Consider the following 26,284-nt stretch of genomic DNA (forward strand, 5'->3'; position numbering starts at 1 on the left):
TTAGTTCAATGGAAATTATGATATTTGCACCTCAATTTAGAGTACAAAGAATGAAAAAAGCAATCGTACTGACTTCTTGCCTGGTAGCATACTCGCTCAATGCACAAAGTATAGGCAATTCCCCTTATGCAGCGTATGGAATCGGTGATGTGAAATATGATAATTCGGTGGATATTTCCTCTATGGGAGGGATTTCTGCAGCTTATATCAATGATTTTAATGGGAAATTTAATTTTGATAACCCAGCAACGAATCAGAATTATGGACTAACGAGTTTATCCATTGAAGGTACGAATGAGAACAACTACTTCTCCTCCAACTATGGAGATATCAGCACGAAAAAGCACTCCACTTACCTTTCTAATATTGCATTTGCATTCCCCATCACAAAGAAATTGAAGTTCGGTTTGGGCTATCAGCCTTACAGCTCCAAAGGATATACTATCGTACACCGTGAGGGTGCGAGCACTAGCCACTACAAGCTCAATAAATTCTCTGGTAGCGGTACTGTGTCATTGGTTCAGGGAGCGGTTTCTTATACCATTAATCCTAATTTTTCATTAGGTTTTAAAGCAAATTATCACTTCGGAAAACTTACCGATTTGGAAGAAATTTCATATTCAGATGCAGTGCTTATCAATGGCTATTCTACAACGAATACCATTAAGAGCTTCAACTTTACAACGGGAGCGGTATATCAGAAAAAGCTGAAAAACGATAGAAAACTCACTTTCGGTGCTACTTATACTTTTGGTTCTACAGGAAAATCAAGCGTAGATTATACCAACAGTACTTATTACTACCTCTCTTCTAATGAAAAAATGAATGAAACAATTCTCGACCAAAAGACGAGCACTGGAAATAATTATCTCCCGCAGAGAGCTACTTTCGGGGTAGGCTATGGTAATGATGCCAAGTGGTTTGCCTCTACACAGTTTGATTATAAAAGTGGTAATGATGTGCAGTTTATGGGCAAGCCTTTCCATTATGAAGATTCATATAAAATCTCTGCTGGTGGGTGGTATCTCCCGAACTATAACAACTTCCGAAACTACTTCTCTCGAGTAATTTATAGATTTGGTGCTTATTACGAAAGAGGTGGATTAAAACTCAACCCAAGCAATCAAGGCTCGGGTAACTTCATCAATGAATTTGCAGTAACCGCAGGAGCCTCCTTCCCCTTTGCGGATGCAAATATCAACAAACGAAGCTCCCTTGATATAGGAATTGAGCTCGGAAAAAGAGGAACTACGCAAAACAACTTGATAAACCAAACTTTTATCAACTTGAAAATAGGATTAAACTTCTCCGACCTTTGGTTCAGAAAAGTAGAATTTGATTAATATTTTGAGAAAGAAATCAACATATAAAAATATAGTAGTTGCAGCAGCCTGCTCTGCTATATTTTTTGTCTTTACCTCCTGTGAGGACAACAATACCGATGTATCTAATAATCAAAAGAAAGATTTCCCCTCCCAAATACTCTACAATACCTATCTCATACAAAAAGATTCTGGAGAAATAAGCCTGAGATTTAAAGCCCCAATTATAGAAAAATATGAACTGATAGACTCCCCCTATGTAAAAGCAAAAAAAGGTTTCTATCTGGAATATTTTGATAAGAAAAAGCCTGAAATACCTGGTAAAATATGGGCAGATTATGCTATATTCTACGAAAAAAAGAATTCCTACGAAGCCAAAGGAAATGTAAAAATCATAACCAATGATGGGACTTCATTTGCGACTAAAAGCATTTTTTGGGATAGAGAAAAACGGCAAATGCAAACTCAGGATACCGTATTCGTAATGGATAATAAAGGGAATACCCTTGTAGGAGCCAACGGTATGGTGGCAAAAGATGATTTTTCAGAATACAGTTTTTATAACAATTCTGGTGATTTTAATGCAAAGGAAATCCCACAGACGAAGAAATAATCACTCACTCAGCAGGACTTCCATACCAGCAACACTTTGAGTAAAAACAAGGTAACGCTCCCCTCCATCTGATATTTTGTACTTCTTTTTTATAGCATCAGGTTTTAGTGGATGGTTTTTAGAGATGATATTATATTTATCTCCTCGTTCTAATGTTTTAGGGTTAATTTTCGTTACTTTCAATATCCTGCCTGGAAAATTCTCAAACTTTTCACCAGAAGTATAGAGATGAGTATTCGGGTGGAGTTTGCTCAATGAAAACTGCTTGGCTACCTCTAAAAATGCACCAGATTTCAATATGGCATTATTCGGAATATACAGATAAGCCTGAGGCTTGGAATAACTTACACAAACTGCTGAATCCCCATACTCAAGCTCAAAAGGAGCTTCATCGGTTTCAAGATTTACACAGCAGATTTTAGGATATTTAGTCCCTTTATTTATCAGTACCAAAACTTCTTTTACATCATTCTTTATTGCTACAATATGGATTTCACTAATATGCTCAATTACAGAAATGAGGTAAGAAATATCAATAAGCGGTGAGAGTTTTATAAGAGTTTTGTCTGAAATGTGAGCCAGCTGCTTCTGAATCTCCAAAATATTCGGTGAAAGATCTTCTAATAAGAAAACCTTTTTATCATCTGCACTTCGCCTTGCAGGGTCTATAAAAATGACATCAAACTTTCTATCATTTTCACTGAGAAAGGCCTCTAATTCAGAGTTGATAAAATGAGCATCTTTACCGAGCACTGCCCAATTGTGTTTTACGATATCCAACAGCTTAGAATTTCGCTCCACGAGTGTAGTTTCTTCAAAATTCTGAGAGAGAAAATAGGCATCTATACCAAAACCAGAGGTAAGGTCGAGGAAAGTCTTCCCTTTTACAAGACGGCTTTTGTACCTTGCTGCCGACTCGGAGCTGGACTGTTCCAAATTAAGATGCGGTGGAAAAATAATATTCTCTCTATCCAGAAAAGGAAATTTCTTTCTGCATATCTGCTTGCCTTTAACCTGCTGAGCAATCTCCTGTATTGAAATATCATCAAAAGGAGATTTTCTTAGAAGTAAATCAACAATATCTACATCAATATTCTTATTAATGTAATCTTGAACTTCGGTTTTTAAGTAATTTTTCATAGCTATTCATAGGATTTAGTTTTTCACATTAACACTATCAGCTACAAGGATAAAGATTTCTTCATCGGGTTTCTTCATAAAATAATTTTCACGAGCAAACCTTTCTTTTTCATCTTTATTTTCCATCAGAGTATTATAGAAAAGAGTATGTTTCTCATATTCACTCTTGTAATGTTCAAGCTGAGATTCATACTTCTTAATCTCCGAATTAAGATCATTAATAACGAGTAAAGAGCTATTATCAAATAAAATAATCCAAACTAAAAAAAGCACAAAAGTAATGACATACTTATTGAGCACATACCGCTGTATATACTTAAAAGCAGAAGTTTTATTTGTAGGATTATCCGTACTCATCTCTTAGGATTTCTTTAATGAATTGTTTATAACTGTGGTTAGAAAGTCAATAGCTACATTATTATGTTTCATATTAGGCACTATAAGGTCGGCATCATTTTTAGATGGCTCTATAAACTCTTGGTGCATAGGCTTCAGTGTGGTTTGGTACCTGTGCAATACTTCTTCCAAGTCTCTACCTCTTTCCTGTATATCTCTTCGGATTCTTCGGATGAGCCTTTCATCAGAATCGGTATGTACGAATACTTTAAGGTCAAATTCCTTCAAGAGTTCTTTATTCGTAAGTACTAAAATCCCTTCTACGATAAGGACATTTTTAGGTTCTACCAAGACAAAATCTCCCGTTCTGGAATGGGTTACAAAACTATATACAGGCTGCTCGATGCTCTCCCCATTTTTAAGCTGTTTTACATTTTTTACCAGGAGTTCAAAATCTATGGACTTTGGGTGGTCGTAGTTCAATGCCTCTCGCTCGGCAAGAGAAAGATGCTGATTATCGTGATAATAATTATCCTGAGAAAGGACATTTACACCTTCTGTATTGAGTTGTTGTAAAATTTTATTAACTACGGTAGTCTTCCCAGAACCTGTACCACCGGCAATTCCTATAACAAGCATTTAAAATTATTTTAGCAAAAATAGAGAAAAAAACTAAAACAGAACGGCAATCAAATGATTGCCGTTCCACTGCATTACATATAACTATTAAATCTTATTTCTTAGCTGTATCTTCTACTATCCCCTGTATATAAACCACTGCTCTGCTGTTATTTGGGTCATTTGAGAAGACCTCTATAACTTTTTTAAATGGATTCACAAGGTTGGTATTGTAGTGTACAGATATTTTCCCTGTTTTCCCTGGAGCTATCGGTTCTTTCGTCCAAGTTGGTGTAGTACATCCACAAGCAGGTTTTACATTACTGATGATAAGCGGTTTTTCCCCCGTATTCTTCACCACGAACTCTCGGTTTCCATCGCTTCCTTTCTTTATTGTACCATAGTCTACAATGGTTTTATCAAATGTAATAGTCTGAGCTGTAGCTATTGTTGTAAAGCCTGCTATAAATAATCCAATGAAAAATCCTTTTCTCATAACGATGATATTTTTAAGTTTAATAAAAGCAAAGGTAATAATAATTTTATAAGTTGAATGAAATATTATATTTGTCCGCAAATAATTAAATACATCATAAAATGAAAAAGATTGTTTTCAGCTCGGTAGTGGCATCAGCGATGCTATGGGCGTGCAACAAACCAGCACAAACGGAAGTAAGTAATGAAAATACCCCAGAAGATACCTCAGTAGTAGCACAAGAGAGGCCGACAGGTGGTGATCAAGATGAGCACGGCTGTAACCCATCTACTGGAGAGACTTGGAGTAACTTGAAACAAACCTGCCTGCGCTTATTTGATGATGCTCTACGCCTCAACCCTGTCAAGCAAAAGGAAGGAGAAGCAGTAATCAGTGCATTTGTAGTCTTTAATGATGATAAGTCTAAGGTAGAAGTTTTCCTAACGAATGATAATAAAATCCTCGATAAAACAAGTGAAAACACCTTTGCAGACGAACATTACAAATACGATGCAGCTGAAAAAGCGCTCTATATAGAGGGTGTAAAAAAGTATACTGCAGAGAACTAATCTGCTGATTTAGTCAGAGACTTGCAATGCAGCAAAATGGTTTAGGCTCACCCTGCGGGTGAGCCTAAACTTTTATCTATATTCTCTTAATCAAAAACTAATATTCACCCCTATCATCTGATAGCTTCCGTATACCCCTCCTGAAAGTCGGATGCTGAGCTTCTTCTCTTCGGAGAGAGCAGAAGCATTCTTCACTTTGGTAATCCGCGTCTTTGCAATATTCTTCCCGATAAGGTAGCCTACGAAGAGTGCAATAGGATAATCAGATGCCCAATGTACCTTACTCTGCATCATCTCAAAAGACATCAATGCGAGTAGTGAGTATCCAACGGGTTTCAGCCATTTTTTCTCTGGATAGTTTTCAGTAAGTACCGTGAGCGCTGCCATTGCCGTCGTAAGGTGTCCAGAGGGCATTGCATCATACTTTGGAGTATCTTTTTGATAGGCTGAAAAGCTCGGTGCAAATGTCCAATGGCTATGCCATCTGCCTGCCTCAGCAGTGATGAAAGGGCTTTCCCTACCCGAAAGCCTCTTTATCGGTTGAACGAACAAACCCGACAGCGCAATACTCTCAATCAGTTGCAGAGAGGTGCTCACCGCTCTGTAATCGTTTTTCAGAAGTCCATAAGTAGCAAGCCCACCGCTGATGAGGATAAAAGTAGTACCATTGCCCACGAAATACAGCGCTGAATTTACATCAGCGGGAATGATTTTCAAAAATCCTAATTTCTTATAGGTATGCGCTTCATTAAATCCGATAGATTCACCAAAATTTCTACTCTCCCTGATAAGCCAAGGGTCGGCAGGGATAAGTGCAGCGGTAGCCCCCAAAGCTGCCAGACCATACGGATAATACGGTGCTGAAACTGCATCTACAGCGGTATTCACAAAGTTTCTGGGGAGCTTATTCACAACATCCCAGAGCTTGGGCTTTTGGTAAATATAGGTCTCGGTATCGGAGATTTTTATATGCTGAGCGGCTTTATCCATCGGGGGAATTTCTCTCTCAATCTGCACAGTATCAGCAGGAGTGGTATTAATGGAAAGGCTATCATTCTCCTGAGCATACGCCAGTGCTCCTATTAGGAGGAAGCAAATTTTAATTCTCTTCATCTATCGTAGTATCATCGGTTGGATTAATATTATAGACCACGCCTTGGAAAGGGTCATCTTTTTCGGTTTTAGGGCGGTTCCATTTGTACTTGTGAGTCCAATAAGCGAGCTTCATAGCCAATATCCCAAGCCCAGCGCCGAAGAGCACATCGCTGATATAGTGCCTGTTATTTGCTATCCTCATCATCCCCACAACGGAAGCAGTAGCGTATGATGCGTAGGGTACCCAAGGGTGATTTTCCCCATACTCCATAGCGAGAATAGTAGCGCCACTGAAAACATAGGCCGTATGCCCTGAGGGGAAGGACATTCGGGCACCATTGGGGCGCTTATTATCGATTAAATTTTTCATTAGATGAGCCGTAGCCAGTGTAAAGAGATGACCTTTGATGTGTATTGCCATTCGGTTTTTCCAATCGGTGCGAGGCTTCATTCCGAGGGCTTCAAAGCCATAAGTAGCGGCATCGGGTGCAAATTGCAGATAATCATCAAACTTATATCTGAAATAAGGTAGCTGCTTGTTCCTAAACCTGTGCACTTCATTCTTTATCTCTATCTCCGATGCGGTACCTAAAACCATCAGCCCTACAGGGAAGTAGAGGTCTTTGGGTTTAAACTTCGGTCGGCTGTTCTCTACCAAAGATAAAGAGTCTGTTGCCTGAGCAAGACCCTTTACATTAAAAATTAAAATAGTGATAATGAATAACAAAAATTTCAATCTCATACTTTAATAGTGTTTATTTACGAGTAAATAACGAAAAAGGAGAGACAAGATTATCTCTCCTTATAATTTTAGGTGATACTAGGGAGTTTTTTCCTTATTTTTCTTTCTTGCTTTGATGGCTTCATTTACGCTGGTGATGATGACTGCTACATCTTCTGAGAATACCTTATACTTGGTTGGATTGGCGATTTTCATTGCGGCAAGATAAGTAAGAAGTTTGTTATTTATCAGCTCCAAAAGTGGTTTTCTAAGGCTGGTTGCCGTCTCTTTACTCCCTTTTTGTGCCAATCCTTTGTCATAGTTAGCACGAATTTTCACAAACTCCTCTTGTGCCGTTTTGATGTTATCTATCGCTTCGGCGATGCCTGGTAGTGCGGCTATAGCAGCTGCTTTGTTGCTATCTGAAAGGTCTTGGAGGAGGGAATCAATAAGGTTGGATTGGGAAGAATAGTTCTCCACCGTCATCTTCATACCATATTTTTTAAAGACCGCTGAAAGCTGTACTCCATAGGCTTTTAGGGTATCCAAAGGAATGGTTTTGTAGCCTTTGAGTAGCCTATCCAGCACTCGGATTGCGCCATCTCTCTTGGCGTCTGCGTTCTCCAATTGGGAAATAACGGCATCTCTTTTCACAGCTTCGGTTAGGGCATTGGTTTTCTCCTCCATCTCTACGAATAGAGGTTTCAAAAATGCCTCATCTTTGAGCGCTGGAGTGCTTTTGTAGAGGCTTACTAATCTGTGGGCTGTATCACCAGCTTCGGTGATTCTGGCTGTTGTAAGTAACTTTTTCATCTGTATGTAATTTTAAAATTATATTTTAGTTATTGGCTGCTTTTGTTTATTTTCTCCTTTTAACTAATTAGTGGAAGCTCATTTTTGTTCATTTTCTCCCTTTCACTAATTAGTGAAAGCCCATTTTTGTTTATTTTCTCCTTTTAACTAATTAGTGAAAGCCCGTTTTTGTTCATTTTCTCCTTTTAATTAATTAGTGGATGGAAATTTTTTATTTTTCATTCACTAAATAGTTATTGGTTTTAATTTTATTTTTCAAAACTAAGGAAATTATTCTGAAAAATGGGTTTTGAGTGAATCATGATGAAACAGTTTTTATTTTTTATATTTCTTTACTTTTATATATGTTTCAACATTTGATATATATTCTTTTAAATATTCTTCACACTCTCTATAATACTCAAACATTTGTCTCGAAGTATAATTTCCTCCCAATTCGGAAAAAGAAATCTCACCATGTGCTAACCTATTTCTTGTATTTTTAATCTCAGCAAGTTTTTTTCCTATTATTTGCTGATTATGTTCTAGTAAATAGACATTTGAAATTTCTCTGATTTTTCGTGCATCAAGATTTCCTGAAATATTGCTCCTTTTCTTTTTTGAATATTCTTCATATTCAATATAAAGAATTTCATCGTCTATTTTGGTTAGCTTCTTTATAATATTCAAAGACTTTGTCTCTTCAAATTTACTATGTTCAAATTCAATCCATAGTGCTTTTATTTCATCTATACAATCTTTATATTTTACTTTTTCGCTATTTATCTTGTCATGTATCAATTCTAATGATTTGGTTACAATAGATTCTATTATATTATAAAGCATCAAAAATAAATTTGCTTTTAGAATCTTTGGTAATTGAGAATAGTTTACTTGCTTTTCTAATTCCTCTAAGTGCTTATAATATAACTCAATATCTTCAATAGCCCTCTCATATTCTCTTTTCAGTTCTTCCATTGGAAATCAATTTATCCTTAACAAATGATATTCTTTCTTTTATTCTATCTGGAATATGTGTACGATACTTTCCAGAAATAATAGTTTTAAATTCCTTTGAATTAATCCAAGCACTTACTTCTTGTTTTGTTGTTTTCAAGTTAGGTTTCTCTTTTAAAGCCATATAACTCCCTACAGAAACTGCTTCAAAATAAATTCTTGATACTTGATGTCTTGCATTTTTTGAAAAACCATATTCAAAATATTTGTTAACTAATTCAAGCATTGAAGTGAAATCCTTATAATATTGATCAAGTTCTTTACTCTTTTTTAGATAATCTCCTACTTTATCATCTTTTAAAGACTCAAATTCCTTATTTTTCTTATCTAAATATTCATCTAAGTATGAAGCAATACCTTTGCTTTTCAAGAAATTTTCATAACCACCATCTTTAAGGGCGAAGAATCTTAGAATTAATTCTTCTTTTTCTTGCCTTTTTGATTGTCTGTTATCTATTTTTGTTAATTGATTAAATAATTCATTTTTTGCACAAATCTCATATATGAAATTTGAAAATACACCTTTATAAATTCCCTTCCTTTTCTCCATTGCTTGCAATAAATCACTTCCTCTATTTATTCTTTCAAATATTTCATTTCTGATCTCATCAGTAGATTTATTTGATAAAACAATCATTCTTAAAGGAGTATTTTTAAATTTTCTTTTTCTTGCATCTGATAACTCAGAAAACTTATAATCATTTAATTGATCTAATTTTTCTAATCCAACTAAATTTAATTCATCTTTTAGAAAAGCTGCTAATGTCCTAATCCTTTGAGAACCATCTACAATTTCTAATCGATTTTCATTATCAGCATTTTCAGCCAAAAAGATTAAAGGGATTGGCAAGCCTAATATGATAGATTCTATTAATTTAGATTGTCGTTTGTAATCCCAAACAAATTCTCTTTGATAATCAGGGACATAAATATCATTTTTATCTTCATCTATTCCTTTTAAATACTTGTCCACAATATATTCTATTGTGAATTCTCTTGTATCAAAATCTATTATTTGTTGTTGTTCCTGAATTTGTTTTTCTACTTGGTCTATATTCTTTTTCATATTTTAAAAATTAAATTATAACTACAATATTAGTCTTTTATACTTAAAATCCCTTCAATTTCTCCTCTAAAATCGCGATTTTCTCCAGTGTGTCTTTTTGTTTTTTACGCTCAGTTTCTACAATTTCAGGCTTGGCGTTGGCAACGAATTTCTCATTGCTGAGTTTTTTCTCCACCGAAACCAAAAAGCCTTTCAGGTAAGTCAATTCTTCTTCGGTTTTCTTTTTTTCTTCGCCTAAATCTAAGTTTTCGCTCAGCGGAACAGAGATTTCCACAGCCCCCACAAGGAATGTGAAGCTCGGTTTATCGGTTTTCTCAGCATAATGAATCGCTGATACATTCGCCAGTTTTTGAATTACACTCTCGTTGGCAAAAGATTTTTCACTCGTAAATAGCTCCACTTGCTCTTTTGGAGAGATTCCTTTGCTTTGGCGATAGTTCCTCACCCCAGAGATGATTTCTTTTGCGGTTTCAAACTGGGAAATAGTAGTTTCATCAAACTGACCACCCGAATTTTGCTGAGCGATAACAAGCGCTTCATTTATCCCACGATGCTGAATATTCTGATACAATTCCTCCGTAAGGAACGGCATAAATGGATGGAGAAGTTTCATCAATTCCTCGAAGAAATAGATGGTTTTATCATAAACCTCAAGCGAAATACCCTCACCGAAATTCGGTTTTACCGCCTCTAAATACCACGAACAGAAATCATCCCAAATCAACTTATAGATAAGGTGAAGCGCATCGGAGATTCTGAATTTGTCAAACTGCTCATTGATTTCCAAAATGGTTTTATTAAGCTGATTTTCAAACCAAGCAATCGTTTGCTGCTCAGCTTCGGAAGAGGGTTTATTCTCCTTACTCCAGCCTTGTGTAAGTCGGAAGGCATTCCAAATCTTAGTAGCAAAATTCCTCCCTTGAAGCATTAAATCTTCATCAAAGAGAAGGTCATTCCCCGCCGCAGAACTCAGCAAAATCCCTACACGAACGCTATCGGCACCGTATTTTTCTATCAATTCGAGAGGGTCTGGGGAGTTCCCAAGAGATTTAGACATTTTTCGTCTCTGCTTATCCCTTACAATTCCCGTGAAATACACATTCTTAAACGGAACTTCGCCCTTCCACTCCAGCCCCGCCATAATCATACGAGCCACCCAGAAGAAAATAATATCTGGTCCCGTAACCAAATCTGCCGTTGGATAATAGTAGTTAATATCCTTATTTTCTGGGGCAAGAAGTCCATCAAAGACAGACATCGGCCAAAGCCAAGAGGAGAACCAAGTATCGAGTGCGTCCTCATCTTGTTTCAGATTTTCTGCGGTAAGTTGAGGATTATTCGCCCTTTCTCTCGCTAAAGCTAAGGCTTCTTCGCTATTTTCTGCCACTACGAAATCATTCTCACCATCACCGTAGTAGTACGCAGGGATTCTCTGTCCCCACCAGAGCTGGCGGGAGATATTCCAATCGCGAATGTTCTCCATCCAGTGTTTATAGGTGTTTTTGAACTTTTCGGGATGGAATTTTATTTCATCATTCATCACCACATCCAGAGCAGGTTTTGCGATTTCAGACATTTTCAAAAACCACTGCTGTGATATTTTTGGCTCTATCACAGCTCCTGTTCTCTCGGAAGTTCCTACTTTATTTACATAATCTTCGGCTTTTAGCAAAAGATTTTTTTCTTCTAATTCTTTGGCAATGGCTTTTCTTACCTCAAAACGATTTTTCCCTGCATAATGAAGCCCGTGCTCATTGAGATTGGCATCATCGTCCAAAGCATCAATCATCGGGAGGCTATGGCGGATACCGATTTCATAGTCATTGGTATCGTGGGCAGGCGTGATTTTGAGCGCTCCTGTCCCAAATTCTATATCCACATAATCGTCCTCTATAATCGGAATCGCTCGATTAACAATAGGCACGATGACCTTTTTACCCCTCAGGTGCGCATATCGCTCATCATTTGGATTGATACAAACCGCGACATCTCCAAAAATGGTCTCTGGACGGGTCGTTGCCACAGTGAGGAAGTCCTCCGAACCTTCTATTTTGTATTTCAGATAATAGAGTTTTCCGTTTTGTTCTTTGAATATAACCTCTTCATCGGAGATATTGGTTTTCGCCTCTGGATCCCAGTTCACCATCCTGTATCCTCTGTAGATAAGTCCCTTGTTATACAAATCAACAAAAGATTTTATCACCTGCTGAGAGAGTTTGTCCTCCAATGTGAAACGAGTTCTGTCCCAGTCGCAGGAGCAACCGAGCTTTTTGAGTTGCTCAAGGATAGTTCCTCCGTATTGATTCGTCCAATCCCAAGCGTGCTTTAGGAATTCTTCACGAGAGATATCAGATTTATTAATCCCCTCAGATTTGAGTTTAGCAACGACCTTAGCTTCGGTAGCAATGGAAGCGTGGTCGGTACCTGGCACCCAGCAGGCGTTAAAGCCTTTCATCCTTGCCCTTCTTACGAGTACATCCTGTATCGTATTATTGAGCATATGCCCCATATGAAGAATCCCCGTAACATTTGGCGGGGGAATCACGATGGTGTAAGGTGGTCGGCTATCTGGCTCAGAGTGGAAGTATTTGTTTTCTAACCAGTAATTGTACCATTTCTGCTCGGTTTCCTGAGGATTATATTTATCTGAAATCATTGTATAATATGTTATTCTTAAATTAATATTTAATAGTCTGTCATCAATAAAGGAATAATAAATAAAGATTTATGAACAAACTTTAATTTTAAATAATATTCCCTAAATTTTATCACAAAATTGCTGAGCAAAAGTACAATATCTCGTGTTTTTAGGCAAATCTTTATAGGGAGATTACAAGTCTGATAAAGCGAGATAAACATCAAATTATAGCATAAAAAATCTGCTCCAATAGAATCTTCTTTCCATTGGAGCAGATGATTTAATCATTACGAATACTTAAAAGATAAAGATGAGTATTAAACCTCATCGGTGCTTTATTCTCTCCCCTGCTTTTCTCGGAGCTTTTCTCGCACTGAGAGAATGGACTTTCGGGCTTCGGGCTTGAGGAGGAGTTCAGCACTGATTAAAGCACGGGAAATCATCAGTTCATCCATATACTCAGTACCTTTCCAAGAGAGTTTTTTTATCTCACAAAGGGCTTTTGTACTTTTTTGAGCAAGTTTTTTCATAAACTGATGAAGATACTCATCCAACACCTGTACAGATGGGAAAATATGCTGATAAATATGATTTTGCACTGCCCAATGAGGCGTACGAAACTCGGCATCGAGGCTCATAGCAGTCATCTCCGATATACCTATCTTCCGCTCTACAACAGGCGAAATAACAAAAGGTCCTATGCCGATATTGAGCTCCGTGAGAGCAAGAAAAGCATCTTCGGTAGCGAGACAATAATCGGCAGCGCAGACTATGCCCACTCCCCCACCTGTTACCTTACCCTGCACCCTTACTACTATAGGTTTGGTACAGTTCTTCATCGCACTGAGAACTTTAGCAAAACCCGAAAAAAATCGCTTTGCAGAATCAAGGTTTTCTACAGCAAGAAGTTCATCAAAACTGGCACCCGCACAAAAGGCTTTTTCACCATAGGATTTCAGGAGGATTGCTTTTACCTCATCCTGCTCTCCTACCGATAGCAGTGTACTGGCAAGCTCTTCCATAATGTGAAGTGGTAGAGCGTTTGATTTGGGTGTTCCGAAAGTGATTTCGGCTATTCCGTCTTGTATATTTGAGGTTACAAATGCTGTGTCTATCATTAGTATTGTCTTATGTTAAGGGTTTCTGTGCAACTATCGCTACGGCGTCAAGGTGGTTATCATATTCTCTGAATACAGAACGCATATTGAGGACTCTTTTCCTTAAATCTGGAAATCTGAGAAGATTAAACAAAAATTTCATTGTGCGCCAAAAGCCTTCATCTTGAAGTACTCGCTTACCTTCTAAGAGGTGCATAGGGTTGTGGTCTATACTCACAATACTAAAGCCCTGCTCGGTAAGGAGCTCTACCCACTCGGCAGTAGTCATAGGTCTGGCGTGTACCCTGATATTAGAACTTAATCCCTTAAAAATCTCTTCTTTTACGCTTTCATCTACCTCATCTGGTCGTATACCGAGCTCGTGTATTCCATAATATCCACCAGGCTTCAAAAGGCGGATGGCTTCTTTTATAATTGCCTTTTTATTCTCCAAAGTTTGCATCGTGAGCATTGCTTCACCATAGACCTTGGTAGCACAACCACTAAGCAAAGTAGTCTGTGATACATCGGAAATAATAACTTTAGCTTTGCTATACTTTATACTCTTTCGAGCGAGCTTTGCTGCTTCTTCATTAATATCTACCCCAGTATAAGAATTGGGCTGATGCGAACAGGTAATATTTGCTGTAAAGCCCAACCCAGGAGCAAACTCCACAACATCATCTGAAGGCTGAATATTCATTTTTCGGATAAGAGTCTCTGTGAGCTCCCTACCTCCAGGGCGAAGCACTCTCTTACCAAGCTTAGCAAGAATCCAGTGCCCCTGCTTTTCATTTAAAGTGCTTTCTCTATTCATAATTATTTTAATTTAGATGACAAATGTAGATAATAATATCCGCTTGCTAAACAAAAAACTCCTTATATTTACCGCCCTAAACAACAAATACAGTAATGATAAAACCCATAGAAGGCTTTTCCAAGCTGGATAAACAAGGAAAAATAAACTGGCTCACAAGCGAATATCTCAATGGAAATACAGAATATGAGAAAATTCTGAAACAATACTGGAATGATGACGAGCCTCTGCAAAAACTACACGAAGAATTCTCCGAAAACACCATTTCTAACTTCTATATGCCCTACGGCATAGCTCCAAACTTCCTTATAGATGGAAAACTCCTCGCTCTACCAATGGTGGTGGAAGAAAGTTCCGTAGTAGCTGCAGCTGCAAAATCTGCAAAATTCTGGTTAGACAAAGGAGGGTTTAAAACGACTATTATCAATACAGAAAAGCTGGGGCATACCCACTTTATCCTTAATGCAGAACCTGTAAAAGTGCTTCATTTTTTCAATTTTAAACTGAAACAGAAACTCTTTGAAGCAACGGAAAACATTACCACAAATATGAGGAAGAGAGGTGGTGGCATTCTGGATATTCAGCTTATTGACAAGACTGCAGAGCTTAATAATTATTACCAGCTGAAAGCAAGCTTTGATACTAAGGACTCTATGGGTGCTAATTTTATCAACTCCTGCTTAGAGCAGTTCGGGAGGACATTAAAAGAGGAAGTCCTAAACGATGAAAACTTTAATGATGACGAGAAAAACTCATTGCAGGTAGTGATGAATATCCTCTCCAACTATACGCCCAACTGCATCGTGCGAGCAGAGGTTTCCTGTAAAATTGAAGACCTGAAAGACGACTCTGGAATCTCACCAGAAGAATTTGCATGGAAGTTTAAACAAGCGGTAACCATTGCCGAAATAGAACCCTACCGAGCAACAACTCACAATAAAGGAATTATGAATGGGGTAGATGCAGTAGTTATCGCAACGGGAAATGATTTCCGAGCAACGGAAGCCTGCGCCCATACCTATGCCTCCAAAGATGGAAAATACTCCTCCCTTACGCATTGCAGTACAGATGGTGGCATATTTAAATTCTGGATAGACCTACCAATTTCCATAGGAATAGTGGGCGGGCTGACCAATCTTCACCCTCTCGTAAAATTCTCCCTTGCACTCCTCGGCAAGCCCTCTGCACAAGAACTGATGAGCATACTTGCCGTTTCTGGGCTTGCACAAAATTTTGCCGCACTAAGGTCATTAGTAACCACAGGAATACAAAAAGGACATATGAAAATGCACTTGCTCAATATCCTGAACCAGTTCAACGCTACCGAAGAAGAAAAAAAATACTTCATAGAATATTTTAAAGACAAAACCGTCTCCCACCACGAAGTAATAACCGAGCTTAATAGCAGAAGGAAGCAGTAGCACAGCGGGCGGTTACACCCACTGGCTACAGTGTCCTAATATATAAAGAAAAACGAGTCATAACTGTCTCGTTTTTTTTTATTTCAAAAGAGAGTAATTCTTGTCCTTAACTAAGACCTCACTTGTAGGATCGATTTCAAGACTAAGAGAGGGCTAAAATAGTCCTCTCTTAGTATCTTTAGCTTACTTTATTTGCATAAAACCACTGGCTCGGTGCTAATAAATACGCTCCAGACCCGCTGATTAGTCAAAGGAAATTTCATCGCGGTAGCCGAACATTCGGCGCTCCTTAATCATATCGGCAACACCTGCAGGGAGCTGATTTTCCCAGCCTTTTTCCCTCATTGCAATCTTCTTCAGAATCTCTCGAGAATAGATTTCGGAGTAGGCAGTATTGTGGTTAGTAATATCTACGATTCGCTTGTTCTGGATGAAATATTTGTAGAGTTCTTTGAGATTGGCACCAACTTTCAGATTAGCGGAAGTGAGTACTTGATGGCTAACAGGGTCTTTGTAAGGGTAGAGATAGACGCAGACATCTTTCCTGAAGAGCTTTCCGAATGCCTCCAAGATACCGCCAGAGAGGTCCTCGTAATAATCTTCATTGAAGACATCTAAAAGGTTGTTTACCCCCATTGCAATACCGATTTTCTGATTGGTATATCCGATAAGATAGTCGGTCAGGCGATAGTATTCGGAGTAATTAGAAATCATCACATTATAACCGAGCTTGCCGAGTACATCTACCCTATCGAGGAAGTCTCTCTCATCAATATCCCCTGCTGCACGGAGGTTTGCCGTAGTGATTTCAAAGAGGACTTCTACATCATCTTCGCTACATTTTACATCTTCCATAAACATCTCCAAACCATTGAGGAACATATCTATATTAACCAATGTTACAGGACGGAAACTCCCACGAACAGCAAAAATATTCTTCTTGTAGAGGAGGTCGGCGGAGAGGACATTGGTACCTTCAGGAGTGAAAATCACTGCTTCGGTCATACCCGACTTCACGAGCTGCAGAGACATCAATCTATTATCTACATATTTAAAGTCTGGTCCCGAAAAGTCTATCATATCAATCTCAATATTATCCTTTGGGATAGAATCATATAGAGAATTGATGAGCTTCCTTGGGTTATCATAATAATTAAATGCGCCATAGATGAGATTAACGCCCAATTTGCCGAGTGTTTCCTGCTGATAGGTAGCATCATTCTCCTTAAATCTGATATGGAGGACGATTTCGTTATACTCCTTCTGAGTTTCTGACTGGAACCTGATGCCTACCCAACCGTGCCCTTTGAGTGTCTTAGTAAAATTGATGGTAGTAACCGTATTAGCATAGGCAAAGTACTTCCTGCCAGGCATTTTATCTCGAGAGATTCGCTCTTCTATAAGCCCCACCTCGTATCTAAGCATCTTTCTCAATCGGTTCTGGGTTACATATCTGTTTTTGGATTCTTTACCATAGATGGCATCACTGAAATCTTTATCGTAGGCAGACATAGCCTTTGCAATGGTCTGCGAAGCCCCACCAGCCCTAAAAAAGTGCCTTACAGTTTCCTGACCAGCACCTATTTCAGCAAAAGTCCCATAAATATTGGGATCAAGATTGATAATTAAAGCCTTCTGTTTAGCAGTTAAATTCTGTTTTTGCAACGACATTTTATATTTTTTGTAAATTTACCAAAAATATTTATTCTTCAAAGTATGAAGCTAAAATTTCTTGGCACTGGAACCTCACAAGGCGTTCCAGTGATTGGTTCCAAACACCCCGTTTGCCTCTCCAATAACCCAAAAGATAAACGATTACGAACTTCTGCTCTCATTACTACTGATACGGGAAATAAAATTTTAATTGATTGTGGTCCTGACTTTCGCCAGCAAATGCTCAATAATAATGAAGATAGCCTCAATGCCGTACTCATTACCCACGAACATAATGACCATATTATAGGATTAGATGACCTTCGCCCACTCATCTTTAAAAATGCTTCGGATATGCCTATCTATTGCTCCGAAAGGGTTGCCAATGAAGTACAAGAACGGTTTCCTTATGCTTTTAGCGATGATAGATACCCTGGCGCTCCATCTTTTGAACTTAATATCATCAATGAGACTTTTAATGTATTGGATGCTGAGATTATTCCCATTAATATAATCCACGGAAAGCTACCAATATTAGGCTATAAAATAAAGAACCTCGCCTACATAACCGATGCAAGTGCTATTCCCAAAGAGGAAAAAGAAAAACTTAAAAACCTTGATGTATTTATCATTAACTGCCTGAGAAAAGAGCCCAAACATCATTCTCACTTCACATTGCCAGAAGTAATTTCACTTGTGGAAGAGCTAAAACCAAAAGTAGCTTATCTTACGCATATTAGCCATACATTAGGCTTTTTTGATGATGTAGAAAAAGAACTCCCTGCTACTATACACCTTGCATACGACGGTTTGGAAATAAATTTTTAAGGTTTATAGTACTGACAAAGGCTTGTGTATTCTAAAAATAAATGTATCTTTGCGCTCACAATTCTGAAAAGTAGCCCAGATGGCGGAATTGGTAGACGCGTTGGTCTCAAACACCAATGCCGCAAGGCGTGCCGGTTCGATCCCGGCTCTGGGTACAAGTTGAAAAGCATAAAGTGAGAACTTTATGCTTTTTTTATAACTAAAAAACTATAAAATTAGCATCATAAAAGCTATATTTTTTCTATATAAGCTTTCTAAACAAAAAAGCCCATCAACTAAAGATAAAGTCTTTTCTGGGGAAGGCTAGATAGTTATTCACTGAAAAAGTATGTATCTTCGCGGGATGTAAGGATAAAGGTATCTCACCAGAATATGATGATGTAGAGAGTATGCTTTACTGGGAGCTGTATACAAACCAATAAATATAATTAGCGGTTAGTTAACAGATGCCAACTATCACACATGGAGTTTTAGACTTCGTTACACAGGAAGTTGGCAGGCTGAGACTCGAGCAATTAGGCGAAGAATTAGTATTTAACTTAAAACAATTTGAAAAATAAAAAAACTATGGAAAATATAATCAATTTCTTCTTAAGGTGTGTAAGTGCTGTTATTATACTCAGCATATTACTTCTGGCTATTGGAATTATGGCATATACCTGGAAAATATGGGCTGTAGGCGTAGGAGCGCCTATTCTATCTTTTCTTACCTATTCTATAATCTTCCAGCACAAATATGAAATGAATAAATTCCAGAAAATAATGCTAATTATCCTTTCTTATATGGAAATATTAGGTTTTATCAGTCTTATAGGTACAGTTTGTTGGGCTATATTTATTGGAAATATAGATATGAATATTATTTATATTATTTTAGGAATTACAATTGTGGGTTCTTCTGGGTTACTAAAAGTTGATTTAGATTGTAGAGGTTATGGTAGAAAAGATATAAAGAATAAAAAATAATACAAACTTATTTAACTAATTATAAAATATAAAAACAAAAGAAATAATGGATAAAATACAGAATCTACTAAATCAAGTATCTATCATTAGTAAGAAAAATGCAGAAATATTGGAGGCAGTAGGTGGTAGATTTAATATATTTCGTATTTGTGGTGTGAATCATTATGAAAATACACATTCAGCAATTATCGCAGAATTTTTAAACCCTAATGGGACGCATGGATTAAAATCACAATTTCTTGAATGTTTTATAGATATATTAGAGAATGATTTTTTAGTAAAAGATTTCAGCTATGAAAATGCAAAAGTATATACAGAATACTCAACCCCAAAAGGACGAATAGATATTCTTATAGAGGACGAACAAAGACAAAAGGCTATTATTATCGAGAATAAAATATACGCAGATGATCAATGGGAGCAACTAAAAAGATATAACGAATACGCTGAAAGTAAATATCAAAAAGGAAAATATCAGATATTATACTTGACTCTTGGGGGATGTAAAGCCTCTGAACAAAGTGGAGGAGAAGTTCTTTATTCAACAATCTCATATAAAGAAACCATAATAAATTGGCTTGAAAAATGCGTTGCAATTGCTTCTCGCTTTCCCATTGTACGAGAAACCATCATTCAATACATAAATCACCTAAAAGAACTAACAAATCAAGATATGAATAATAAAAACAAAGAGGAAATAACAGAAATTTTATCAGAAAATCTGAAAGCTGCAAAAACAATTTATAATAACTATTTAGCAACTTATGATACTATCATAAATAAGTATTTTAATCCAAAAATGGAAGAGTTTGCAAAGCAAAATGGGTTAGAATATCATTATGAGACAAGTGAAGAGGCTTATGTAGGTTTTTATTTAAGAAATCCTCTTTGGCCAGAAGAATGCTGGATAGGGTTCTCTTTTGAAAAAGGTTATTATTACTATGGATTAAGCAATGATCCAGACATTTATAATCTTTCTCCTGAAAAAAGAAATAATCTTCATAAGCAATTAGCGGATTTGGGTATTTCTTCTTGTAAAGAACATAAATGGTGGCCATTCTATGAATACATATCAAACCTGACTGTTGATGTTTGGGAAAGGGATATTATTAATAGTGATAATTTTCTGAATGATTGTAAGGATAAAATAAAAATGATATTAGAAGCAATGAAAAAAATAGAGCTGTAGAGATGCTAGCTTTATCCTAAGAATAAAATATACACAAAATAAAAAAGCCCACCAAGATGAGCTTTTGTTAAAAGTGAACGCGGAAGGAGTCGAACCCTCAACCTTCAGAGCCGTAATCTGACGCTCTATCCAATTGAGCTACGCGTCCTGAACTTTCGGTTTGCAAATATATAATAAATTTTTCTTCCTTTGAAAGATGAATGCAAAGTTTTTTTTCATCATTAGCCTTTTCATCGTCTTAAGCTGTAAGAACGAGAGCAAAAAAATATCAGATTCAGACTGGATTAAGATTTCAGAAAGGATTTCCTACTCAGAAAATAAAGACTTCTTTGAGTTTAAATCTGGAAAATTCAACTATAAAATCCCACAATCCAAACTTCCTTTCAAAAAGATAATGCTCCTTAATGCCAGCCTTACAGGGTATATCTTAGAGATTAAGGCAGAGGACAAAATCAATGGAATTGCAAGCCCAGAATATGTATTCTCCCAAAAAATAAGAGCACTCATCACTCAAAAGAAAATCCAAAATATAGGAAATGACCAGAAGTATAACATAGAGAAAATCCTCTCCCATAAGCCAGATGCCGTTTTTACCAACTATATTGAGAGCTTTGAAAACACCTACAACATCCTTAGAAAAAATGATATACAAGTTATCTTTATAGATGAATACCTCGAACAAAAACCATTAGACAAAGCCAATATCATCAATCTTTTTGGGCAATTGCTGGGCAAGGAAAAAGAAGCAAGCCTCCGTTTTGAAGAGATAAAAAAGGAATACGAAAAGCTCTCCAAACTCGCACAGGAGCAAAAGGAAAAACCCAAAGTTCTCGTCAATGAAATGTACGGAAATCAATGGTTTTTAGCAGGGGGAAAAACCTTTACTGCCAATTATCTGAAAGACGCTGGCTCAAACTACATCCTTAAAGAAAACGAACAAGACACCAGCGTACCAATGAGCTTTGAAGAAGTTTTTATAAGAGCAAAAGATGCCGAATACTGGGTGAATGTGGGCAATCATAAGCATAAAAGCGAGCTTCTAAACATTAATCCCAACTACGAAAAACTCAGCGTTTATCAAAAAGGGGAAATCTATTCCCTATCCGGAGCAATGAATGGCGCTGCCAATGATGCCTTTGAAAGCGGTGCCATACGCGTAGATTTAATGCTCAAAGATTATATCAAAATATTCCATCCTCACCTTCTTCCACACCACAAGCTCATCTACCTAAAACCCGTTAGTACGGGATACAATTAGCGGTTACTTAGGCTAAATCTTTTAGAGACGAGCATCAGTATCACTCCAATCAATATAAACGGAATGGATAATACCTGACCGGTATTCAGCGTTCCAAGAGTGATAAATTCATCACCTTGTGGTTCTTTTAGGAATTCTACGAAGAAGCGGATAGACCACAGCACGATAAAGAAAAACCCAAACAACCAACCTTGCTGATACTTCTTATCGGTATGATTATAAAGCCACCAGAGAATGGCAAAAAGAGTGATATATCCCACCGCTTCGAAGAGCTGAGAAGGGTATCTCGGTACGGTAGCTCCGTATTCTTCACTCATCTGCGGGAAGAGCACGGCAAAAGGAGAGTCTTCGCTGGCAATTTTCCCGATGATTTCAGAGTTTATAAAGTTCCCAATCCTCACAAAAGTCCCCCCAAGGGCTACCACAATCCCAAGCCTGTCATACACCCAAAGCGGATTTTTCTTAATAACCTTGAATGAATAATAAAGCGTAGTCAGGATGAGCGCAATCGTAGCTCCGTGGCTCGCTAATCCCGAAAATCCTGTAAATTCAAACTTCGGTTGGGTGCGTATAGGGAGGAATACTGCCCAAAAATCTTTCTTTACCAGCTCGGGTTCGTAAAAGTAAACATGCCCCAAACGAGCACCAAGTATCGTACCTACAATGGTTAATATAAACAGTGGCTCCAGATATTTAGCATCCACATTATCTATCTTAAACATTTTCTCCATTACCTTAAAACCAAGACCAAAGGCAAGAACGAACATCAAACTATAAAAATGAAGCATAAAACCGCCCAGCTGAATGCCTTTCACGGGGTTCCAAACAAAGAATGGAGTGTGAAGCACTACCTTTCCTCCTACGATTTCATCTTCTTTCTGCAATGGTTTGTAGAGGTATTTGTATCGATTGAGGTCATCGGTAGGGAGGAATTTCTTGTCCAGCGCCTGATAGCCCAATGAAGAGAATTTCGGATAGAGCATAGACGCATATTTATTCATATCTTCATTGAGAAAAATAAGGGTGCTCGCCTTTACATCCTTCTCACTGAACTCATCGAGTGTAGCGGGATTGGTCGTAGCAAATATCTTCACTGGAACATCTTTCCCATTGATGTTTAGCGTACCATTAGATAATCCATCGGGGTAATTTTCTGCCTTGATTCCTTGATTTATGAATGCAAAAAGGAGAATCAATATCTTTACTAAGTCTTTCATCTTGTTTAATTATAGAGAGGGTTGGGTTTAAAATTTTCTTTCAATAACATAGTCCAGCATCAGGAGGAGGGACTTCTTCGCATCGGAGTCTGGGAACTCATCGAGGATATTTTTCGCTTTCTGCTGGAAGTCTTTCATCACTCCGATGGCATAATCCAGCCCCCCAGATTTCTTTACAAAATCTATCAGTGCTTTCACTCGATTTTTATCGTTGTTATACCTTTTAATGGTGTTAAAATAGTACTTCCTGTCGCTCTCGCTGGCGTTTTTTAATGTATGGATGAGCGGCAGCGTCATCTTCTGTTCCTTAATATCTATCCCCACAGGCTTCCCAATGATATTTGAGCTCAAATAATCAAAAAGGTCATCCTTTATCTGAAAAGCCATACCTGTGTAAGTACCAAAATCCTGCATTTTCTTTGCTAAAACCTCATCGGCGCCGTTAGAAAGCACGCCTATTTCGCAGCAAGCGGCAATCAGAGTAGCGGTTTTCTGGCGAATGATTTCATAATAAACCTCTTCGGTAATGTCTAATTTCCTCGCTTTTTCTAACTGAAGAAGCTCTCCTTCGGACATTTCCCTGATGGTTCTAGAAATTACCGAAAGCAGGTCATAATCCTTATGGTCAGTAGAGAGAAGTACCGATTTGGAGAGCAGATAATCCCCTACCAGCACAGCGATTTTATTCTTCCAAAGGGCATTTATGGAGAAGAAGTTTCTCCTTTTAAAGCTCTCATCCACCACATCATCGTGTACAAGGGTAGCGGTGTGTATCAGCTCTATCATAGAGGCGCCGCGGTAGGTTTTGCTATTCACTTCTCCCAAGAGTTTTGCACAGAGGAAGATAAACATCGGGCGCATTTGCTTGCCCTTGGTGGTTACGATAAAGCGGGTTACTTTATCCAGCAGAGGTACGCTGCTCTTCATAGATTCGTAGAACTTCTCCTCGAAGAGTTTCATTTCTGTGGTTATCGGTCGCTTTATTTCTTCTATAATATTAGACACAAGTTTTAGATTTTGATGAATGGGGAATAAAACCCCACAAATATAATGTATTTATGAAAATCTGCTAATGGGATACTCGGGCTATACCGTCATAGAAAATATTCGGGTTTCGGGCTGGTTGCGCAACATTCTCAGGTCAAAAGCCATTGCTACATTTCGGGTAAATGCTCTGCCTTTTTCGGTTATTCTGATGCGGTTTCGGCTCAGCTCTACCAGCCCATCGCTCTGCATTTCTTGCAATCTTTCCATCGCATTGTCGAGCTCGGGGAGGTGGCTATCCTCATCCCAAGAGGTTTCTAATGTACACATCAGGTTCAGGATATGCTTCCGTATGATAAGGTCTTCTTCGGTGAGGATATGCCCTCGGAATACGGGGATGATCCCCTCCCCTACCTGCTCTTGATAGCTTTCTACCGATTTATCATTCTGAGCAAAAGCATACCACGAGTCTGATATTGCACTCATCCCCAAACCGATCATCAGCTGGGTTCTGCTCGATGAATAGCCCATAAAATTACGGTGTATCTTCCCCGTGAGCATTGATTGATAGAGGTCATCGCTCTCCAAAGAGAAGTGATCCATCCCCACTTCCTTATAGCCAAGCTGCTCGAGGAGTTTCTTCCCATTTTCGTAGAGTTTCCGTTTCTCTTCGCCGCTCGGTAGGTCATTTTCATCAAAGCCCCTCTGCCCTACTCCCTTTATCCAAGGTACATGGGCATACGAGTAGAATGCCAGCCTATCGGGTTTCAGCGCCATTGTTTGCCTTATCGTATCGTTCATAGACTCCCAAGTCTGGAAAGGCAGCCCAAAGACCAAATCGTGGGAAATACTCAGGTAGCCCACCTCCCGAGCCCATTCGGTAACCTTCTGAACATTAGCAAAGGGCTGTATCCTGTTGATGGCTTTCTGAACCTTCAAATCATAGTCCTGCACCCCGAAGCTGCACCGCCTAAATCCCAAATCATAGAGCGTTTGCAGGTGTTCTTTGGTGGTATTATTCGGGTGGCCTTCAAAGCTGAACTCTGGATTTCCGGCGATTTCCGACTGCTCAAAAATCCCCTCCAGTAATCTCCTCAGGTTTTCTGGCGAGAAGAAAGTCGGCGTCCCCCCTCCAAGGTGAAGCTCCTTGATTTTAGGTTTTTTGGTGAATAATTCAAGGTAAAGCGCCCATTCTCTAAGCACAGTGTCTATGTAGGGCTCCTCCACCGAATGCCTTTTCGTAATCCGTTTGTGGCAGGCGCAGAAAGTGCAGAGAACCTCGCAAAAAGGGAGGTGTATATAGAGGGAAATCCCCTCCGAGTCATTAGTTTCATTAAAGGAATGAACCACAGATTCCTTCCATTTCTCTGGCGAGAAGCCCCCCTCGTCCCAAAACGGAACCGTAGGATAAGAAGTATATCTGGGTCCAGGTATATTATACTTATCTATTAGCGAATTCATCCGGCAAAAGTACTAAAATTAAAACCTCCCACAGCGTAAGGCTGCTACTATAAAATAAAAATCTCATTACTTTTAATACTATGGAGGTTTTAAAAAAAATCTAAAACTCTGACTACTTTTAAATTTGATTGGAAAGTAATTTTCAAATTATCCACTATACTACGGCTGCTGCGAAGAAAAATCCCTCTCTGTCATTTCTACCTCTTGTAGCAGGGCTCCGTTCTCGTCTCGGTACTGGTATTTGAGGGTGGAGATATCGTAGGGCTTCATATCGGTGAGGATTTTTTTCAGTGCTGAGTTTTTAGACATATCTTCTTTTATGATGCTCTTTGCTTCGGGTCTTTTTACGGCTTGTTTTATCGAGTGGGGAACTATTGCGGTATAGATTAGGTCGTTCTGCACACCTACGGAAATCTGGGTAATCTTCACTCCTGAGGCGGAATCTACAATCGGGAGGTTGTTATTAAAGACTTCGAGCATCTGCTTCACCTCATTGTGTTTCTGGGTGGTTGGGTTGGTTCTCTCGTTTTGGATATTGGCTTTATTTATGAGTTCAGAGATAATGACTTTACCAGAATCATCTTTCACTTCAACCTTGAAATTAATGCCATCGTTTAGCATTTTGATATTTTGTTTATCAGACCAGATGATTTTCCCTACAAGGCTGAGGAGTGATTCTCTCATCACATCAGAACTTACTTTATCGGCATTGATTTTAGATTGGAAGCGCATCAAAATCTCATTCTCGCCCACCCTCTTCACTTCTTGCAGGCTGAGTGTAGGGTCATTGAGCTTCTTTGCAGTAGCATTCATTGTACTGATTGTAATATCTACCTCTGATTTCTTATCACTCTGACAGGAAATAAAAAGCAAGCCAGATAAAAACAAGAATACTAAAAAATTTCCTCTAAAAATTATCATTTCTTAATCATTAATGGGCAAATATACAGAGAGAAAATAAAAAATTCGCAACTTTTTTTGCTCATATCAT

Annotated in this window: 25 protein-coding genes and 2 tRNA genes; 9 read left to right on the plus strand and 18 right to left on the minus strand. The window is 38.2% G+C overall.

Features of this window, described 5'->3' with window-relative positions; all coding sequences use genetic code 11:
• Window positions 1-50: 50 nt before the first annotated feature.
• Both bamG and lptC read left to right on the plus strand, forming a co-directional pair.
• Entirely contained in the window at window positions 51-1,343 is a 1,293-nt protein-coding gene (gene bamG / locus DBX24_RS00550; protein ID WP_160223634.1) for a BamG family beta-barrel-assembly machinery protein, read from the plus strand.
• 4 nt (window positions 1,344-1,347) lie between these two features.
• Window positions 1,348-1,935: an LPS export ABC transporter periplasmic protein LptC gene (gene lptC, locus DBX24_RS00555; protein ID WP_260392820.1), complete on the plus strand. Its 588-nt coding sequence runs from the start codon at window positions 1,348-1,350 to the stop codon at window positions 1,933-1,935.
• On the opposite strand, the gene DBX24_RS00560 is transcribed toward lptC, so the two are convergent.
• From DBX24_RS00560 to DBX24_RS00575, 4 genes are all read right to left on the minus strand, one after another.
• Window positions 1,936-3,075 (minus strand): class I SAM-dependent methyltransferase, encoded by a 1,140-nt coding sequence (locus DBX24_RS00560; protein ID WP_160223635.1) that lies wholly within the window; start codon window positions 3,073-3,075, stop codon window positions 1,936-1,938.
• Window positions 3,076-3,090: 15 nt separating this feature from the next.
• Window positions 3,091-3,432, minus strand: coding sequence for an FtsB family cell division protein (locus DBX24_RS00565; protein WP_160223636.1), 342 nt, complete (start codon window positions 3,430-3,432; stop codon window positions 3,091-3,093).
• Between the two features lie 3 nt (window positions 3,433-3,435).
• Entirely contained in the window at window positions 3,436-4,050 is a 615-nt protein-coding gene (udk, locus tag DBX24_RS00570) for a uridine kinase (RefSeq protein ID WP_160223637.1), read from the minus strand.
• Window positions 4,051-4,144: 94 nt separating this feature from the next.
• Window positions 4,145-4,525 (minus strand): DUF1573 domain-containing protein, encoded by a 381-nt coding sequence (locus tag DBX24_RS00575; protein WP_160223638.1) that lies wholly within the window; start codon window positions 4,523-4,525, stop codon window positions 4,145-4,147.
• A gap of 101 nt (window positions 4,526-4,626) precedes the next feature.
• Between DBX24_RS00575 and DBX24_RS00580 the strand changes: the two genes are divergently transcribed.
• Window positions 4,627-5,073, plus strand: coding sequence for a hypothetical protein (locus tag DBX24_RS00580; protein ID WP_160223639.1), 447 nt, complete (start codon window positions 4,627-4,629; stop codon window positions 5,071-5,073).
• A 90-nt stretch (window positions 5,074-5,163) separates the two neighbouring features.
• On the opposite strand, the gene DBX24_RS00585 is transcribed toward DBX24_RS00580, so the two are convergent.
• From DBX24_RS00585 to DBX24_RS00620, 8 genes are all read right to left on the minus strand, one after another.
• A complete protein-coding gene (locus tag DBX24_RS00585; protein ID WP_160223640.1) occupies window positions 5,164-6,186 on the minus strand; it encodes a phosphatase PAP2 family protein in 1,023 nt (340 codons plus the stop codon).
• Window positions 6,173-6,910, minus strand: coding sequence for a phosphatase PAP2 family protein (locus tag DBX24_RS00590; RefSeq protein ID WP_160223641.1), 738 nt, complete (start codon window positions 6,908-6,910; stop codon window positions 6,173-6,175). The genes DBX24_RS00585 and DBX24_RS00590 overlap by 14 nt, the downstream gene beginning before the upstream one ends.
• 78 nt (window positions 6,911-6,988) lie before the next feature.
• The gene (locus DBX24_RS00595) at window positions 6,989-7,702 is read right to left on the minus strand and encodes a DUF6261 family protein (RefSeq protein ID WP_160223642.1); all 714 of its coding nucleotides are present in this window, start codon (window positions 7,700-7,702) and stop codon (window positions 6,989-6,991) included.
• Window positions 7,703-8,017: 315 nt separating this feature from the next.
• On the minus strand, window positions 8,018-8,659 hold the full coding sequence (locus DBX24_RS00600; RefSeq protein WP_160223643.1) for an MAE_28990/MAE_18760 family HEPN-like nuclease: 642 nt from the start codon (window positions 8,657-8,659) through the stop codon (window positions 8,018-8,020).
• A complete protein-coding gene (locus DBX24_RS00605) occupies window positions 8,634-9,764 on the minus strand; it encodes a DUF262 domain-containing protein (RefSeq protein ID WP_185150750.1) in 1,131 nt (376 codons plus the stop codon). The genes DBX24_RS00600 and DBX24_RS00605 overlap by 26 nt, the downstream gene beginning before the upstream one ends.
• Window positions 9,765-9,807: 43 nt before the next feature.
• Entirely contained in the window at window positions 9,808-12,420 is a 2,613-nt protein-coding gene (locus tag DBX24_RS00610; protein WP_160223644.1) for a valine--tRNA ligase, read from the minus strand.
• 317 nt (window positions 12,421-12,737) lie between these two features.
• Window positions 12,738-13,520 carry an enoyl-CoA hydratase/isomerase family protein gene (locus DBX24_RS00615; RefSeq protein ID WP_160223645.1) on the minus strand — a complete coding sequence of 261 codons (783 nt, stop codon included), beginning with the start codon at window positions 13,518-13,520 and terminating at the stop codon, window positions 12,738-12,740.
• A gap of 10 nt (window positions 13,521-13,530) precedes the next feature.
• Window positions 13,531-14,316 carry a class I SAM-dependent methyltransferase gene (locus tag DBX24_RS00620; RefSeq protein ID WP_160223646.1) on the minus strand — a complete coding sequence of 262 codons (786 nt, stop codon included), beginning with the start codon at window positions 14,314-14,316 and terminating at the stop codon, window positions 13,531-13,533.
• A 95-nt stretch (window positions 14,317-14,411) separates the two neighbouring features.
• Between DBX24_RS00620 and DBX24_RS00625 the strand changes: the two genes are divergently transcribed.
• Complete coding sequence (locus DBX24_RS00625) at window positions 14,412-15,737, plus strand: hydroxymethylglutaryl-CoA reductase (protein WP_120488805.1); 1,326 nt, start codon at window positions 14,412-14,414, stop codon at window positions 15,735-15,737.
• A gap of 243 nt (window positions 15,738-15,980) precedes the next feature.
• Here the strand turns inward: DBX24_RS00625 and DBX24_RS00630 are convergent, their stop codons facing one another.
• Entirely contained in the window at window positions 15,981-17,408 is a 1,428-nt protein-coding gene (locus DBX24_RS00630) for a TonB-dependent receptor (protein ID WP_160223647.1), read from the minus strand.
• A gap of 45 nt (window positions 17,409-17,453) precedes the next feature.
• On the opposite strand from DBX24_RS00630, the gene DBX24_RS00635 reads away from it, so the two are divergent.
• The 4 genes from DBX24_RS00635 (at window position 17,454) to DBX24_RS00650 (ending at window position 20,373) form a co-directional block, all read left to right on the plus strand.
• On the plus strand, window positions 17,454-18,218 hold the full coding sequence (locus DBX24_RS00635; RefSeq protein ID WP_160223648.1) for an MBL fold metallo-hydrolase: 765 nt from the start codon (window positions 17,454-17,456) through the stop codon (window positions 18,216-18,218).
• Window positions 18,219-18,291: 73 nt separating this feature from the next.
• A tRNA-Leu gene (locus tag DBX24_RS00640) sits at window positions 18,292-18,373 on the plus strand.
• Window positions 18,374-18,785: 412 nt separating this feature from the next.
• The gene (locus DBX24_RS00645) at window positions 18,786-19,184 is read left to right on the plus strand and encodes a hypothetical protein (protein WP_160223649.1); all 399 of its coding nucleotides are present in this window, start codon (window positions 18,786-18,788) and stop codon (window positions 19,182-19,184) included.
• Window positions 19,185-19,230: 46 nt separating this feature from the next.
• Window positions 19,231-20,373, plus strand: coding sequence for a PDDEXK-like family protein (locus tag DBX24_RS00650; protein WP_160223650.1), 1,143 nt, complete (start codon window positions 19,231-19,233; stop codon window positions 20,371-20,373).
• 74 nt (window positions 20,374-20,447) lie between these two features.
• Here DBX24_RS00650 and DBX24_RS00655 read toward each other — a convergent pair.
• Window positions 20,448-20,521: transfer RNA gene (locus tag DBX24_RS00655), tRNA-Arg, on the minus strand.
• Between the two features lie 48 nt (window positions 20,522-20,569).
• Here DBX24_RS00655 and DBX24_RS00660 point away from each other — a divergent pair.
• Entirely contained in the window at window positions 20,570-21,631 is a 1,062-nt protein-coding gene (locus DBX24_RS00660; RefSeq protein ID WP_160223651.1) for an ABC transporter substrate-binding protein, read from the plus strand.
• Here DBX24_RS00660 and lgt read toward each other — a convergent pair.
• From lgt to DBX24_RS00680, 4 genes are all read right to left on the minus strand, one after another.
• On the minus strand, window positions 21,628-22,419 hold the full coding sequence (gene lgt / locus DBX24_RS00665; protein ID WP_245957215.1) for a prolipoprotein diacylglyceryl transferase: 792 nt from the start codon (window positions 22,417-22,419) through the stop codon (window positions 21,628-21,630). The two genes, DBX24_RS00660 and lgt, sit on opposite strands and share 4 nt — an antisense overlap.
• Before the next feature lie 456 nt (window positions 22,420-22,875).
• The gene (locus DBX24_RS00670; protein ID WP_160223652.1) at window positions 22,876-23,853 is read right to left on the minus strand and encodes a polyprenyl synthetase family protein; all 978 of its coding nucleotides are present in this window, start codon (window positions 23,851-23,853) and stop codon (window positions 22,876-22,878) included.
• Window positions 23,854-23,934: 81 nt separating this feature from the next.
• Window positions 23,935-25,293 (minus strand): oxygen-independent coproporphyrinogen III oxidase, encoded by a 1,359-nt coding sequence (hemN, locus tag DBX24_RS00675; protein WP_120488797.1) that lies wholly within the window; start codon window positions 25,291-25,293, stop codon window positions 23,935-23,937.
• 159 nt (window positions 25,294-25,452) lie between these two features.
• Window positions 25,453-26,214, minus strand: a complete 762-nt coding sequence (locus DBX24_RS00680; RefSeq protein WP_160223653.1) for a hypothetical protein — start codon at window positions 26,212-26,214, stop codon at window positions 25,453-25,455.
• Between the last annotated feature and the right edge of the window lie 70 nt (window positions 26,215-26,284).

The organism is Bergeyella cardium, assembly GCF_009914665.1.
GTDB classification, from domain to species: Bacteria; Bacteroidota; Bacteroidia; order Flavobacteriales; family Weeksellaceae; genus Bergeyella_A; species Bergeyella_A cardium.